The 14785-nt window shown below is 74.6% G+C and carries 13 protein-coding genes; 4 read left to right on the forward strand and 9 right to left on the reverse strand.

The features are described 5' to 3' along the window. The first annotated feature begins 1 nt into the window (after nt 1). The 3 genes from ACFYZS_RS21510 to ACFYZS_RS21520 all read left to right on the forward strand — a co-directional run bounded on the left by ACFYZS_RS21510 (nt 2) and on the right by ACFYZS_RS21520 (nt 2667). Nucleotides 2-1036 carry an alpha/beta hydrolase family esterase gene (locus ACFYZS_RS21510; protein ID WP_389014798.1) on the forward strand — a complete coding sequence of 345 codons (1035 nt, stop codon included), beginning with the start codon at nt 2-4 and terminating at the stop codon, nt 1034-1036. A gap of 112 nt (nt 1037-1148) precedes the next feature. Beyond that, nucleotides 1149-1907 carry a 3-hydroxybutyrate dehydrogenase gene (locus tag ACFYZS_RS21515; RefSeq protein ID WP_389014801.1) on the forward strand — a complete coding sequence of 253 codons (759 nt, stop codon included), beginning with the start codon at nt 1149-1151 and terminating at the stop codon, nt 1905-1907. A gap of 88 nt (nt 1908-1995) precedes the next feature. Beyond that, nucleotides 1996-2667, forward strand: a complete 672-nt coding sequence (locus ACFYZS_RS21520; RefSeq protein WP_389014804.1) for an HAD family acid phosphatase — start codon at nt 1996-1998, stop codon at nt 2665-2667. Between the two features lie 96 nt (nt 2668-2763). Here ACFYZS_RS21520 and ACFYZS_RS21525 read toward each other — a convergent pair whose 3' ends face one another. From ACFYZS_RS21525 to ACFYZS_RS21560, 8 genes are all read right to left on the reverse strand, one after another. Further along, on the reverse strand, nt 2764-4005 hold the full coding sequence (locus ACFYZS_RS21525; protein WP_389014807.1) for a cytochrome P450: 1242 nt from the start codon (nt 4003-4005) through the stop codon (nt 2764-2766). Between the two features lie 40 nt (nt 4006-4045). Beyond that, nucleotides 4046-5437 carry an NAD(P)/FAD-dependent oxidoreductase gene (locus tag ACFYZS_RS21530; RefSeq protein WP_389014810.1) on the reverse strand — a complete coding sequence of 464 codons (1392 nt, stop codon included), beginning with the start codon at nt 5435-5437 and terminating at the stop codon, nt 4046-4048. Continuing rightward, entirely contained in the window at nt 5430-5690 is a 261-nt protein-coding gene (locus ACFYZS_RS21535; protein WP_389015171.1) for a ferredoxin, read from the reverse strand. The genes ACFYZS_RS21530 and ACFYZS_RS21535 overlap by 8 nt, the downstream gene beginning before the upstream one ends. A 109-nt stretch (nt 5691-5799) precedes the next feature. Then, nucleotides 5800-6426 (reverse strand): hypothetical protein, encoded by a 627-nt coding sequence (locus ACFYZS_RS21540; RefSeq protein ID WP_389014813.1) that lies wholly within the window; start codon nt 6424-6426, stop codon nt 5800-5802. A 104-nt stretch (nt 6427-6530) separates the two neighbouring features. Continuing rightward, a complete protein-coding gene (locus tag ACFYZS_RS21545; protein WP_389015174.1) occupies nt 6531-7337 on the reverse strand; it encodes an IclR family transcriptional regulator in 807 nt (268 codons plus the stop codon). 959 nt (nt 7338-8296) lie between these two features. Continuing rightward, nucleotides 8297-8875, reverse strand: a complete 579-nt coding sequence (locus ACFYZS_RS21550; RefSeq protein ID WP_389014816.1) for an RNA polymerase sigma factor — start codon at nt 8873-8875, stop codon at nt 8297-8299. 346 nt (nt 8876-9221) lie between these two features. Further along, nucleotides 9222-9845, reverse strand: a complete 624-nt coding sequence (locus ACFYZS_RS21555) for a nucleoside/nucleotide kinase family protein (RefSeq protein ID WP_389014819.1) — start codon at nt 9843-9845, stop codon at nt 9222-9224. A gap of 33 nt (nt 9846-9878) precedes the next feature. Beyond that, a complete protein-coding gene (locus tag ACFYZS_RS21560; protein ID WP_389014822.1) occupies nt 9879-11969 on the reverse strand; it encodes a SpoIIE family protein phosphatase in 2091 nt (696 codons plus the stop codon). A 324-nt stretch (nt 11970-12293) separates the two neighbouring features. On the opposite strand from ACFYZS_RS21560, the gene ACFYZS_RS21565 reads away from it, so the two are divergent. Then, nucleotides 12294-13076, forward strand: coding sequence for a lysophospholipid acyltransferase family protein (locus ACFYZS_RS21565; RefSeq protein ID WP_389014825.1), 783 nt, complete (start codon nt 12294-12296; stop codon nt 13074-13076). Between the two features lie 185 nt (nt 13077-13261). Here ACFYZS_RS21565 and ACFYZS_RS21570 read toward each other — a convergent pair whose 3' ends face one another. Next, a complete protein-coding gene (locus ACFYZS_RS21570; protein ID WP_389014828.1) occupies nt 13262-14770 on the reverse strand; it encodes a hypothetical protein in 1509 nt (502 codons plus the stop codon). Nucleotides 14771-14785: the final 15 nt, after the last annotated feature.

Below are 14785 nucleotides of genomic sequence, written 5' to 3' on the forward strand. Positions count from 1 at the left end.
CATGTCCCCGAACCTCTTCCCCCCGTCCCGCCGCCGCACGGCGGCCCGGCGCGCGGGCACCCGGCGCGCCTCGTACGCCGCCGCCCTGACCCTCGGTCTCGCGCTGACCGCCGCCGGGCTCACCGGCTGCTCGACGCAGTCCCGTCCGTCCGCCGCGGCCGGCCCCGCCGTGAGCACGAGCGCCTCCGCACCCGCTCCCGGCGTCGACAGCCGGGAGCGGCTGACGGTGGACGGCGGCGCCCGGGAGTACCTGATGCACCGCCCCGCGGCGCAGGGCGGACCCCGGCCGCTGCTGGTCGCCTTCCACGGGCGCGGGGCCGACGCCGCACAACTGCGGGAGCAGAGCCGGCTGGACAAGGCCGCCGAAGCCCGCGGCATGCTCCTCGTGTACCCGGAGGCCCTGGGCAAGGCCTGGGGCGCCGGCACCGCTCCCACCGCGCAGCGGCCGGATCCGGACGCCGATGTCCGCTTCGCCGAGGCGCTGATCGCCGAACTCGTGCGCACCGGCCGGGCCGACCCGCACCGGGTCTACGTCGCCGGATTCTCCAACGGCGGCTCCATGGCCCTGCGGATGGCCGCGCAGCGTCCGGACCTGGTCGCCGGGGCGGCCTCGGTCTCCGGCGAACTTCCCACCGGGGCCGCCGCCGTGAAGCCCGCGGGGCCGGTGCCCGTCCTGATCGTCTACGGGGCCGAGGATCCCGTACGGCCGCTCGCCGGCCTGCCCAGCCCCGGGCCGGCCGCTCCCGGGGAGGAGCCCATCACCGCGACCATGTCCGCCCGGGCCAGTGCGGAGGCCTTCGCCGCAGCGGCCGGGGCCGGGGCCGGCGGACCCGCCGAGGAGGGCAAGCCCGGCTACGACTCCGTCACCTGGCCGGCCGGCCCGGCGGGGGCGCAGGTGCGACTGCTCGTCATGCACGGGGCCGGCCACACCTGGCCCGGCTCGGCCATGCCGCCGCCCGCGGGCTTCGGCTCCGTCAGCACCGCGCTGGACGCGAGCGGCACCCTGCTCGACTTCCTCACCGCGCACACGCGCTGACGGCAGCCGCGGCCGCACGGCGGCGGGCATGGCGCCGCGCACCACACCCCGCCCCCCGAGTGTGGTGTGCGGGGCCATGGGCGCGGCCGTCGGGCCTCCCTAGGGTTCAGCCATGACGAGCCAACTTCCCTTCCTGCGGGAGCGCGTCGCGCTGGTGACCGGCGGCGGCAGCGGCATCGGCCGGGCCTGCGCGATCGCCCTGGCCGAGGCGGGCGCCACCGTGCACGTGGCCGACATCGCCGAGGAGTCGGCCACCCGCGTCGCCGGACTCGTCGGCGGGCAGGCGCACGTCGTCGACCTCGCCGACCCGGCCGCGATCGAGCGGCTGCCGAGGGCGGTGGACATCCTGGTCAACAGTGCGGGCCTGCAGCACGTCGCCCCCATCACCGAGTTCCCGGCCGAGCGGTTCGCCCTGATCCAGCAGGTGATGGTCACCGCGCCGTTCCTGCTGCTGCGGCACGTGCTGCCGCACATGTACGGGGCCGGCTGGGGGCGGGTGGTCAACATCTCCAGCGCCCACGGGCTGCGCGCCAGCGCGTACAAGTCCGCGTACGTGGCCGCCAAGCACGGGCTGGAGGGGCTGAACAAGGTGACCGCGGTCGAGAGCGCCCCGTACGGCGTGACCAGCAACTGCATCAGCCCCGGCTACGTCCGTACGCCCCTGGTCGAGGCCCAGATCGAGCAGCAGGCCGCCGCGCACGGCATCGGCCCCGGCGAGGTGCTGTCCGAGGTGCTGCTCACCCGGTCCGCCATCAAGCGGCTGATCGAGCCGGAGGAGGTCGCGGCGGCCGCGGTCTGGCTGTGCGGACCCCACACCGGCTACCTCACCGGAACCTCACTCCCCCTCGATGGTGGCTGGACGGCCACCTGAATTTAACTACCGACCAGTAGACAGGGGGTTCGATCATGCGGATTCTGGCTCCGTACATGTCAATTCAGCCATTGAGGAGCGCCCCCACATGCGCAGCACCCGCGCCCGCGTCCGCCTGCTCGGCACCGCCACCGGCACGGCCGCGGCCACCGTCGTCCTGATGCTGGCCCCCTCCGCCTCGGCCCAGGCCGCCCCCGCCCCGGCGGCCGCCCCTGCCGCGGCCACAGCCTCCGCGCCCGGCGGGAACGCGCTCATCCGCGGGATCGACTACGGCACCTGGAAGCGGGACGTGGCCGCCGTCATGGCCACGGCGCGCCCGTACGTCGAGCAGCGCATCGCCCAGTCGCCCGCCGGCGAGAAGCCGGCGATCGTCCTGGACATCGACAACTCCTCGCTGGAGACGGACTTCCACTGGTTCTGGACCTTCCCGACCCCGGCGATCTCCGAGGTCCGCGACCTGACCCGGTACGCCAACGACCACGGCGTCGCCATCTTCTTCGTCACCGCCCGCCCCGGGATCATCCAGTCCCTCACCGAGCGCAACCTCAAGGCGGTCGGCTACCCCGTCACGGGCCTGTACGTCCGTGACCTGCCCGACCTCTTCGACGAGGTCAGCGCGTACAAGACCGACAAGCGCGCCGAGATCGAGTCCCGCGGCTACACGATCATCGCCAACATCGGCAACAACAACAGCGACCTGGTCGGCGGCCACGCCGAGCGCACCTTCAAGCTGCCGGACTACGACGGCAAGCTCTCCTAGCCGCTTCCGGTGCCGGCCGCCCGCGCACAGGCGGGCGGCCGGCACCGGTACCCGGGCCCCCACGAGTCCCGGCCGGCGATCGCTTCCGCTCCGGCGTCAGGAGGGACGGACCCCGTCGCAGGTGATCCGCAGGTGGCGCGGGCCGCGCAGGACCGCGTTCTGGCGGTAGGGCGGCGGGTCCTCGACCAGGCGCGGGTTCTCCAGGCGGCGGGCCAAATCGCTCAGCGCGAGCTGCGCCTCCAGCCGGGCCAGCGGGGCCCCGAAGCAGCTGTGGATGCCGCTGCCGAGGCCCAGGTGCTGGACGTCCTTGCGGTACGGGTCGAAGCGGTCCGGGTTCTCGAAGCGGTTCGGGTCCCGGTTGCCGGCGGCGAGGATCAGCCACATCGAGGAGCCCTTGGGGATGGTGACCCCGCCGACCTCGATGTCCACGAGCGGGGTGCGCTGCGGCAGCAGCTGCACCGGCGGCTCGAACCGCAGCAGTTCCTCCACGAGGGGCACGGCGAGGTCGGGCGTCTCGCGCAGCTGCTGCAGGACGTCCGGGTTGCGCAGCAGGGTGAGCATCCCGTTGGTGATGAGGTTGACGGTGGTCTCGTGCCCCGCGATGAGGAGCAGCGCGGCGGTGCTGAGCAGTTCCATCGTGCTCATCGTCTCGTCCTGGCCGTGTCCGACGGCCAGTTGGGAGAGCATGTCCTCGCCGGGGTTCTTGCGGCGCTCCTCGATCAGCCCGGCCAGGTACATGCCCAGTTCCATCCGGGCGTCGTGGGTCTTCTTCTCCCGTTCCTTCGGGTCCGCGTCGGGATCGGGGTCCAGGCTCGCGGCCAGGGTGTCGGCCCAGACGTGGAAGCGGGCCTCGTCCTCGCGCGGTACGCCGAGCAGCCGGCAGATCATCGTGACGGGGAACGGGTAGGCGAACTGGTCGACCAGGTCGATCCGTTCCGGGTCGCCGAGGTTGTCGATGAGCCCGGTGACGGTGGCCTGGAGGAAGCCGCGCATGTCGTCGACGCGGTGCGGGGAGTGCGGCGGCCCGAAGGGGCGGTTGGTCATCCGGCGCAGCCGGTCGTGCTCCGGGGGGTCGAGTTTGAGGAAGCTCGGCGGGAGGGCCGCGGCTCCCTCGTCCTCGGCGCCGGCCAGCGGGTCCCCGGCGCCCGCGGCCAGGTTGCGGGCGTCGGAGCTGAGCCTCGGGTCGTGCAGCAGGCTCTGGATGTGGTGGTACGTGCTGATGACGTACGGGCCGTCCCCGTCGTGGAAGACCGGGGTCTTGCGCAGCTCCGCGTACAGCGGGTACGGGTTCGCGCGGTTCGAGTAGTCGAGGATGTCGCTCAGGATGCCTTGCTTCATGCCGGGTCCTCCGGAGGGCGGGCGGGTCGGGGGGACACCCCTAGTGCCCGGCGGGGGTGAAGGTGAGGCGCCGGTCGGCCGGCGAGTATCCGCTGAGGGTGACGGTCGGCCCGTGCGTGGGCACGGAGGGGTCGGGGAAGTCCGCGGGGAGGGGCTTTTGCCCTTCGGGGCGCCGGTCGACCGTGGGGAACGGCGGCGGGAAGGGCGCGGTGGCCTCGATCTGCTGCTGGTAGAACTGCAGCCAGCGCGAGTTGTCGAAGGTGACCGCCCCGATGACGCGGCCCTGGTAGCCGTAGACGCCGGTGAAGCGGCGTTCGGCGCGCGAGCCCTGGGTGATCATGATCTCGGTGCCCATCGAGGGCACTCCGACCGATTTGATGCTCACCCCGAACTGCGAGGACCAGAAGGCCGGCACCCAGATGTGCGGGCGGCGGTCGGTGCTCTCGCTGAGCATGTTGTGGGCCGCGGTCTCCGCCTGCGAGACGGCGTTGCCCCAGTGCTCCAGGGACAGGAACTGGTAGCCGAACAGCGGGTGCGGGGAGCGGGCGACGTCGCCCGCCACGAAGATGTCGTCGGTGACGATGCCGCGGATGTCGAAGGCCCGGCAGCCCGCGTCGCAGGCGATGCCGCGGGGGCCGGCGCCGAGTCCGGAGCCGGTCAGCCACTCGGTGTTGCGCTGGGCTCCGAGCGAGACGACCACGACGTCGCACTCCAGCGAGGTGCCGTCGGAGAAGTGCGCGGCGCGGACCCGCCCGGTGGAGTCGCCCTCCAGGGCCGTGACCATGACGCCGGTGCGCAGGTCGACCCCGTTCTCCCGGTGGAGTTCGGCGGCGACCGCGCCGATGACCCCGCCGAGGGCGCCGACCAGGGGTGCGTCGGCGCGCTCGGCGACGGTGACCTCCACTCCGCGCTCGCGGCAGGCGGAGGCGATCTCCGAGCCGGTGAACCCGGCGCCGATGACCAGGACCCGGCGCGGGCCGGCGTCGATCCGCCGGGCCAGGGCCACGCCGTCGTCGCGGGTCCGGAGCACGAAGACGCCGTCGAGTTCGCCCTCGGCCGGGTTCGGCCAGGGCCGGGCCCGGACGCCGGTCGCGATCAGCAGCCGGTCGTAGGGGACCTCGTCCCCGTCGGCGAGCTTGACCCGCCGGGCCGCCATGTCGAGGCCGCTGGCCGCCACCCCGAGTCGCCATTCGGCGTCGATGTCGCGGCGGCGCGGCAGCGCGGTGCCCTCGGCCGTGCCCATGCCCAGCAGCGCCTGCTTGGACAGGGGCGGGCGGTCGTACGGCTCGTGGGGCTCGTCGCCGATCATGGTCAGCGAGCCCTTGAAGCCCTTCTCGCGCAGGGTCTCGGCCCCGCGCAGCCCGGCGAGCGAGGCGCCGACGACGACGATCCGGCCGTTCGCCTTGAGCTGGTCCAGGGCGGTGTCAGCCATCGGACGCCTCCCCGCCGGCGCGCGAGGCGCCGCCCTCGGCGCCGGACGCGGTCGCGGCCATGTCCAGCTCGTCCACGAGGATCGCCTGCACGGGGCAGGCGGCGACGGCCTGGGCCACGCGCTCGCGGTGGGCGTCCTGTGCCTGCGGGTCGTAGAGCAGGCCCTCGTCTCCGTGCATCGCGAAGACGTCGGGTGCGAGGAAGGCGCACTGGGCGTATCCCTGGCACCGGTTGAGATCGACGACAAGCCTCAGCAAGGTCCGGTCCTTTCGTTGGCCCCTCCGGCTTCCCGGCCAGCGTGCGGCCGATGGCACGGGTCGGCGCGTCCGGCAAGGCCATTGGGGTGACGGCCGCGACGGGAGGTCACGCGGAGCGGCGGGAGGTGCGCAGGATGTACAGGCTGACCAGCAGCGCCCAGGCCGGGAAGACGAGCTCGCAGTACGGCACGCTGGAGCCCACCACCAGCAGGAGCAGACCGGCCACGGTCCCGATCGCGACCAGGGGTCTGGGCAGGACCCCGAGCTTGCGCCCGAGCGACGACGTCGCGAGGACGAAGACGGCAGCCATTCGCATGCCGTAGGTGGTGAGCAGCGTGTACGCGAAGTGCCGGCCGAAGCCGGTGGGGTCCTCGGCGTCGAGCACGGTCCCGGCGGCGGCGACGGCGCCGAAGAGGCAGGCGACGAAGACCACTCCGCTGCCCAGGAACACGGTCGCGATGAACCGGTCCTCGGCGTCACCGGTGTGCTCGCGCAGCGCGCCCATGAACCACAGGAAGGCGATGCCCGCGAACGGGACGAGCTCGGTCGCGGTCTGCAGTGCCCCCCTCTTGCCCGGGACGATCTGCTCCTCGCCGGAGCCTCCTTCGGGCAGGGCGATCCGGGCGAGCACGATCGCCGTCGCGAGCAGGACGGCGAAGACGACCCCCGCCAGTCCAGCGGCCTTGGGGGTGCTCAGGGCTTGTTGCCGGGTCCGCCCCGGTGCCTGTGTCATTCCTCCAGCAAGCCGCCCGCCGGGCCCCCGTGCCAGCGGGGCGGTGCGGTCGGGTGACGCCCGGGACGGGTCGGAGCAGGCCCGCCCCGGGCTCGGAGCACCCCTCAGGTGGCCGTGATGAGGATGCTGCCCGGCTCACCCGCCCCCTCTTCCCGGTGCGGCGCCGTACAGGAGGTGCCCGGGCCGGTGCCGCCGACGATCAGGGCGAGCAGCACCGCCGCCGCCTCGCTCTGCAGGATCCGGGCGGCCTGCACGAGGCGGTGCGGGTCCGGGGCCGGGATGGACAGGGCCAGGCATTCGGCGTTGGGGCCGGAGGTGATCGGGACGGCCGCGCAGACCGTGCCCACGGCGTACTCCTGGAGGTCGAGCAGGGGGGCGCCCGGCCGGCGGGTGTCGAGCTGGCGGAAGAGCTCCTCCTGCCGGGTGATGGTGTGGGCGGTGAACCGCGCCGCCCGGTGCCGGGACAGGTGGTCCTTGCGGCCGTCGGAGCCCAGCTGGGCCAGCAGGGCCTTGCCGACGGCCGAGGCGTGGGCGGCGGCCCGGAAGTCGACCCACTCGTCCACGAGCGGGGTCGCCGGACCGTCGGCGTACTGGGTGATGCACACCTCGCCGTCGGTGTAGCGGGCCACGTAGACGGCGGCGCCGACCGCGTCCCGGACCCACGCGAGGGTCTCCTGCAGGTGTCCGCGCCCGTCGCCGGACGCCGCCTCGGTCAGTAAGAGCGCGCGGCCCGCGATGTACGCGCCGGGGGCGGCCTGGGCCGCCAGGTTCGCCCGTACGAGCTGCTCCATGACCCGGGCCAGCACCAGCTGCGGCAACCGCGTCTCGCGGGCGATCTGGGCGAGGCTCACCCCGCCCGAGTACCGGTTGACGATCTCCAGGACCCGCAGCGCCCGGTGGACGGCCTCCATCGCGACCGGAGCCGGGCGCGCTTCGGACGCCCCTCGGCCGGCCCGGGCCGGCTGCGGCTGCCGGAGCGCTTCGAGTGCCCAGGCGTTCGCCTCGTCGGTCAGGTGCAGGAGGTTCAGCCGCGCGTGCTGGGCGACGGCCACCGCCACGTGCGGGCCGAGGAGGAACACCTCCCCCTGGTCCTGGTCGTCGCTCCAGCTCAGGGCCGTCACGGCCCTGCGCAGCCGGGCGGGCAGCCGGTACGGGGGCCGCCCGCCGTGCCCTCTCACCATCGTGAGGGCGGTCAGGTCCTGGGTGCTGATCGGCGGCGAGGTCCAGATGACCGAGGCGCCGAGGGCCTCCTCCAGGTTCTCCGGGATCTCCGGCAGGTGCGGCAGTCCCTCGTCCGGGGGCAGCGCCTCGGCCAGTGCCCTCCAGTGCCGGGCGGTGCCCACCTCGGCGCGTGCGAGGTGGTGGAGGTGCAGCAGGCGCGCGGCGGTCCGCGAGCCGGCTCCGGCCGCGTACTGGAACCAGAACTGCGCGCCCTCCATCCGGTCGGCCAGGTGCAGCAGGCAGCCGAACAGCAGCGCCGGCTCCGGTCCGTGCGGCCAGGTCCCGGCGGCCAGGGCCAGTTCGGCGAAGGAGCGGCTCTCCGCCAGCGACCAGGCCAGGTCGTCCAGCGCCCGCGCGGCCCGCACGTGGCAGGCGGCGTCGAGTACGAGGTCGTCGGCCGTGGTGGGCGCGGGCGCGGGCAGCGGCGCGCGGCCGGCGAGCGAGGCCGGTGCCGGAAAGCCGCCGCGGCCGGTGGCGCCGGTGGCGCCGGTGGCCGAGCGGGCCCGGTCCGCCGCGATGCGGCGGGCGATGCGCCGCCGGGCGGCGTCCTCGTCGTAGCCCGCGTACTCCTCCACCAGCACCTCGGCGTCCTCCAGTGCCGCCGCCAGCTTCTCCCCCGGCTCGGCGTCGTGGTCGGCCGTCATGTCGCTCACTGGCCCTTCTCCTCTCCAGGCGCCCAGTCCGCCCCGAGTTTCTGGGACAGGATTCGGCTCGCGCCTCGAATGTGCGAACGGACCGCCGCGGGGGAGATCCCCATCGTCCGGCCGACGGTGCCGTTGTCGTACCCCAGCAGGAAGGCCAGCAACACCACGTCGTAGTGGCGTTCGGGCAGGCACGCGATCGCCGCGTACAGGCCGAGCTTGGCCTCCAGCAGTTCCATCCGGTGCCGGGAGGCGCGGCGCAGCGCGGCGAACCAGGCCGTCTCGACCATGGCGGCCGGCCTGCCGAGGAGCGCGAGCCTGCGCGCGACGTGTTCGCGCAGCACGGCCCAGGCGAAGCCGTGGAGGCTCGCCTCCTTCAGTGCCTGGCGCCACACCTTGAGCAGGAACGTGAACACGTCGTCGACGACGTCCTCGGCGTCCTGGCGGGAGCCCAGTTGCAGGTGTGCGTAGCGCAGGTAGGCGCGGTGGTGCTGGGAGTGGAACGCGCTGAACTCCACCGGCAGGACGCCGGCCAGCTCGCTGGAGACCGCCCGGTCCCCGGACGGGTCGAACTCGCCCTCACTCATGCGCTCCTCCAGGGATGCCGGTCGTCGCCGGTACGAGCGGTCGCTGCCCGGGTCCTCGCACCCGGCAGGCGTGGGTGTCTCCTGACGGCATCGAAAGCGTCGAAAGCGACGAGTATCGGCACGGGAGTGAAGGTCTGGACAGGATTCACGTCGGCGAGAAGCCTTCCGGTGAAGAGAACGGAACGGGCATGCCTGCCCCCCACATCCAGCGGCCGGTCGGACCGGCCGCTCCCCCAACACCACCCCATCGGAAAACACGCCCGAATGTGCACGGCTGTCGACGGAAATCTTTCGGGAAATGGCGCATCTCATCCGCTGCGCGCCCCCTTGGCCGCCGCGTACGCCCCTACGTCGTGCCCTGCTCCACCACCAGGTCGGCCCGGGTCCTGCCGGCGGCGATCAGGCGGGCGTTCGCCTCGTCCGAGCGCGCCACCCACTCCTCGGCCCGCGCCCGCGCCTTCCCGTGGCGTACGTGGCGCTCGACCAGCCGCCGGACCCGCAGGGTGTCGTCGGGCGCGAGGAACCAGACCTCGTCGAGGAGCGCGCGCAGCGCCGCCCACTCCCCCGCCTCGTACAGCAGGTAATTGCCCTCGGTGATCACCAGGCGTACGGCCGGGTCGACGGGGATGCTCCCGGCGACGGGCTCCTCCAACGACCGGTCGAAGGCCGGGGCGTAGACCACGGCGCCGGCGGGCGCGCGCAGCCGGGCCAGCAGCGCCGCGTACCCGGCGGCGTCGAAGGTGTCCGGCGCGCCCTTGCGGTCGGCCCGGCCCAGCCGCTCCAGTTCGGCCTGGGCGAGGTGGAACCCGTCCATCGGTACGACCACGGCCCGCTCCGGCCCGAGCGCCCGCGCGAGGCGGGCGGCGAGGGTGGACTTGCCGGCTCCGGGCGGCCCGGCGATGCCGAGGATGCGGCGCGGGCCCGAGGCGGCGAGCGCGCGGGCCCGCCCCTCCAGTTCGGTGAACTCCATCCCCCCATCCTGCCCGGGGGGGGGCGCCCCGGCTCAGGGCCGCGGGGGCGTGTGGGGGTCGGTGCCGACGCGGGCGACGAGCAGGGCGATGTCGTCGTCCGCGGAGGCCGGGACCAGGTGCGTGATCAACGAGTCGCACAAGTGGTCCAGCGAGCGCGGGGGTTCGGCGAGCAGGCGGGTCAGTTCCGCCAGGCGCTCGTCGATGTCGCTGCCGCGGGCCTCGACGAGGCCGTCGGTGTACATGACGAGGACGCTGCCCGGGGACAGCGTCAGGTCGGTGGTGGAGTACACCGTCCCGCCGACGCCCAGCGGGGCGCCGGGCGGCAGGTCGAGGAGGCGGACCGTGCCGTCGGGGGTGACCGTCGCGGGTGGCGGGTGCCCGGCGCGGGTGATGCGGCAGCGGCCGGTCTCCGGGTCGATCACGGCGTAGAGGAAGGTGGCGATCATCGGGTCGGCGAGGTCGTCGAGCGTCGCCTCCAGCTGGTGCATCAGGGCCTCGGGGGCGAGGTCGAGCCGGGCCAGGGCGCGCACGCTGGCGGAGAGCCGCCCCATGACCGCCGCGGCCGCGATGCCGTGGCCCATGACGTCGCCGATGAGCAGGGCGGCCTTGCCGCCGGGGAGCCGCAGGACGTCGTACCAGTCGCCGCCGATCTCGTTCACGTCGCTGGCCGGCAGGTAGCGGTGGGCGACCTCGATGCCGGGCGGCGGGGTGATGTGCTGGGGCAGCATGCTGCGCTGGAGGATGACGGCGGTCTCGTGTTCCCGGTGGTACAGGCGCGCGTTGTCGATGCTGATGGCGGCGCGGGCGGCGAGTTCGCCCGCGAGGGTGACGTCGTCGGGCCCGAACGGGCCGACGGGGCTGGTGCGGTAGAAGGTGGCGACGCCCAGTACGAGGTCGCGCGCGATCAGCGGCGCCATCATGAACGAGTGCACGCCGACCGGCAGGAGCTGCGCCGGCTTGCTCGTGTGGCGGGCGGCGGAGGCGACGGTCTGCTCGTCCAGGTGCGCGATCAGGAAGGGCCTGCGGGCGGCCAGGGCCTGGGTGTAGGGGGCGGCCGACGGGAAGACCAGGGTCCTGCCCAGCGGGGCGAGGATGCCGATCACGGCGGAGCCGGTCAGCGGCGCCTTGCCCAGCCGCCGCAGGCCCACGCCCCCGGCGAGCCCGGGGCCGGGCTCGTCACCGCGCGCGAGGGTGTCCAGTACGTCCACGGTGGCGGCGTCGGCGAGCTGCGGTACGGCGAGGTCCGCCAGCTCCTGCGCGGTGCGCTCCAGCTCCAGGCTCGCGCCGATGCGGACGCTGGCCTCGCTGAGCAGCGCCAGCCTGCGGCGGCCCGCCTCGGCCTCGACGTGGTCGCGCTGCTGCTCGGTGATGTCGAGCAGCGAGGCGATCACGCCGATCGGGCGGCCGCCCGGGTCCTCGACCCGGACGTACGAGCACGACCAGACCCGGTCCCGGGAGGGCTCGGCGGGGGTGCGACCCGAGCGGCGGCGGTCCAGCACCGGCTCCCCGGTGGCCAGTACCTCCCGCATGGCGTCCTCCATGTCCTCCGCGTTCACCTCGGGCAGGACCTGCGCGAGACGCCTTCCGATGTGGGCCGACTCCGAGAGGCCGTTCATGGCCTCCAGGGCCGGGTTGACCTGGAGGAACCGCAGCTGCGTGTCGAGGATGGCGATGCCGACGGGCGAGCGGGCGAACAGTCCGTCCCAGACCGCCGACGATCCCCGGATCCGGCGGGCCGCGTGGGCGTCGGCGGCGAAGACCAGGACCGCGGAGGAGCCGTGGCGCCGGCTGGGCACCGGGCAGGCCCAGATCTCCAGCTCCAGCGGGTTGCCGTCCCGGTGCCAGGCGGTCACGGTGCCCATCACCCCGCGCCCGGTGACGGCGGTCTCCCACAGGGCGCGGCCGAGGCTGCGGTCGGCCCCGGGGTGCAGGAGGTCGGCGATGTGGCGGCCGACGATCTGCGGCGGGGTGTAGCCGAGCAGCTCCTGCGCGGCGCGGTTCCAGCGGACGATCGTCCCGTCGGCGCTGGTGGCCAGCTGCGCCACGGCCAGGGAGCCGAGCCAGCCTCCGGCGTCCTGTGCGGCGCCGCTGATCAGATCCTCGATGGGCGTCTGCTCGGTCATGGCGCACCTTCCACACCCCCATGGTCGCCCGATGGGCCCGGGGCCGCCCCCCGGCGCCGTCACCCGGCGGCCCCGGGCCGTCACGGCCGGTCACGGGCGGCCGAGCACCGCCACCGCGTCGTGTCCGCCGAATCCGCGGGAATCGCCGCGGCCACCCGTGCGGCGTGTCTGCCGGCCGTTCCGCCGACCACGTCGACGTCGGAAATCAAGAGGGCGAGGGAAGAGCCCTCTCGTGCTCAAATAGGCACCGCGGCAGGGAATTTACCCATAACCACTCCCTGTCCGGCTTGTTGCTGATTCGAACTGCGAAAGTGGTGATCATTCGTGTCGGAAAGCATGGCCGATGTGATCGAGGTGGCCGGAGCCGAGCTGAGGAATGTGAAGCGACTGCTCGGCGACGCCGGCGAAAACGCCTGGGACCGCTTCCTGGACTGGCTCGTCGACGACTACTTCCGGCTGGAGGCGGCCGGGTTGGACAACATCCCCGCCGAAGGACCCGCGGTCGTCGTCGCCAACCACTCGGGCGCCTGGGGACTCGACGCCTTCGTCCTCCAGAAGGTCTTCGCCCGCGGCCTCGCACGGCGGCTGCACGTCCCCGCGGCGCCCCTGGTGTTCCGCTTCCCGGTCCTCGGCTCCTACGCCCGCAAGAAAGGAGCCATTCCGCTCGATCCGGCCCTGGGAATGGAACATCTGACCGCAGGGGAACTCGTCGGGGTGTTTCCCGAGGGATTCTCCGGGCTCGAAAAACCCTTCCGCAAGCGCTATCAGCTCCAGCCTTTCAGCCCCGGATTCGCGCTCGCGGCCGTCCGGGCGGGTGCACCCGTGGTCCCGGTGTCCGTCATCGGCGCCGAGGAGGCGTGCCCGCGCATCGGGGAAATCCCCGCCCTGGCCCGTCTCTTCGGCCTCCCCTATTTCCCCGTCACCACGGTCTTCCCGCTCCCCGCGAAGTGGCTCGTCACCATCGGCGAGCCGATCCCCGCGCCCCCTCGGCCCGAGTCCTACGCCGCCCGGGCCGCCGCGGCCCGGCTGCTGTGCGCCCAGTCGCACGCCGCCGTACAGGCCCTGGTGGACCGGGAGCGGCGCAGGCGGGACACGCCGTTCCGGTAGGCCGCCCGGAGTGAGGTGGCCGGGGACGGCCCACCCGCCCCCGGCCACCTCCCGCACCGCGGGCCGGACCGGGGTGGCCGGCCCCGGGCCGGGCCGGCCCCGTGAGCGGTGAGCGCCACCCGCAGCCCCGACCCGCCGACGGGTACGCCGGCGAGGATGCCGAGGTGCCCACGCGTCCGGCCGTCTCAGTCCGTGAGCCGCTTCGCCGCCCGCCGTACGCCGTCCGCGGCCGTGGCGCACCGCTCGGCGTGGTCCAGCAGGGCCATGCGGAACCGCTCGCCCTCCTCGTCGGCGTTCCAGCCGCTGTTCCCCGCGCAGGCGGCGAGGCTCTGCGCGTGCCGCTCCAGCCGGTCGGCGCTGGCGTGCGCCAGGGCGCCGTACGCCGCCGGGGCGTAGCCGAACGCCGAGACGGGCACCGCCGTCGGCAGGGTGGCGGTCACGCGCCCGTCGTCGGGCCGGGCCGCGAGGTCTTCCAGCGCCACCACCAGCGTGCGCGGATCGAGGGTCTCCGGGAGCCGGTCCGCCGTGAACGACGGCGCGATGAGCAGCGGGCGGACCGCCTCGGTGACGGCGCGCACGACGTGCTCGGCGACCAGAGCGGCGAACCGCGTCGCGGCGCACCCGGTCGGGGCCCCGCACAGCGGAGGCATCCCCGAACTCCCCGCCGCGGCCGAGGTGCCGGCCGAAGCCGGAGCCGGAGCCGGGTCCGGGCTTCCTTCGCCGTCGAGCCCGCGCAGCCAGCCGGGCACCCGCAGGATCTCGGTCCCGGCCTCGACCGCCAGGTCCTGCCAGACGAAGTCCGCGCGTACGGGGTACACGGCCGCGGCCACCGGAGGCCAGCGGCGCAGCGCCTCGGCCACGGCCGCTTCCGGGGTCGCGGCGGCGCCGACGGCGAGCAGGGCCAGCGCCTGGAGCACCGTCTCGGCCGCCGCCCGGGACACCAGCGCGAGCGCGTGCGCGACGGCGGCGCCCGCGGCGTCCGCACCACTTCCCTCCCGGCCGCCGCCCCGGGCCGGGAGCCGCCCCGTCAGGGAGGCGGGGTCCGGTTCGGCCAGGTACGGTGCGAGCCGCCGCCGCAGGGCCTCGGCCCGGCCTTCGTGCGCCCTGTTGCCGGCGGCCGCCGTGGCTCCCGCGAGCACCTCGCTGAGCAGCGTGTCCTCCACGGCCTCGGCGCCCGCCACCACGCGCCGGCTCAGCCGCATCATGCCGCACTGCCAGTCCCGCCACTCCAGGGTGCCGTCACCGCGGCGGGCCGCGATCACCCGGTCCACGTCCTCGGCCAGCAGGGCGCCGAGCTCCTCGGCCGGCACGGCCGCGTCACGGGGCAGCGGCACGTGGGGCGACAGGCCGTACCGCTGCCCGCCGGCCGTGAGGCCGAAGGCGGGCGCGAGGGCCCCCGCCTCGTCCGCCGCCGCGAGCAGCCCGGCGGCGTCGGCGGCGGCCAGCGGCAGGAGGAACGGCCCGAAGGGGGTGCGCAGTTGTACGGGGCGGCCGGAGCGGGTGCGCCGCAGGAACGCCAGCAGCCCGCGGGTCACCCCGTCCCGGGTCAGCATGTCCAGCCCGAGGGCGCGGGCCGGGGCGTCCACCCAGGGCAGGCGCTGGGCGACCATCGCCGCGCTGAACACGGCGTTCTCCAGGGGCCAGGCCGCGGCGGGAGGTCGCGCCGCGGTGGCCGGGCTGTCGGCAGTGGTCATCGGTCGGTCTCCCTT

This window comes from Streptomyces sp. NPDC001903 (genome assembly GCF_042891345.1).
GTDB lineage: Bacteria > Actinomycetota > Actinomycetes > Streptomycetales > Streptomycetaceae > Streptomyces.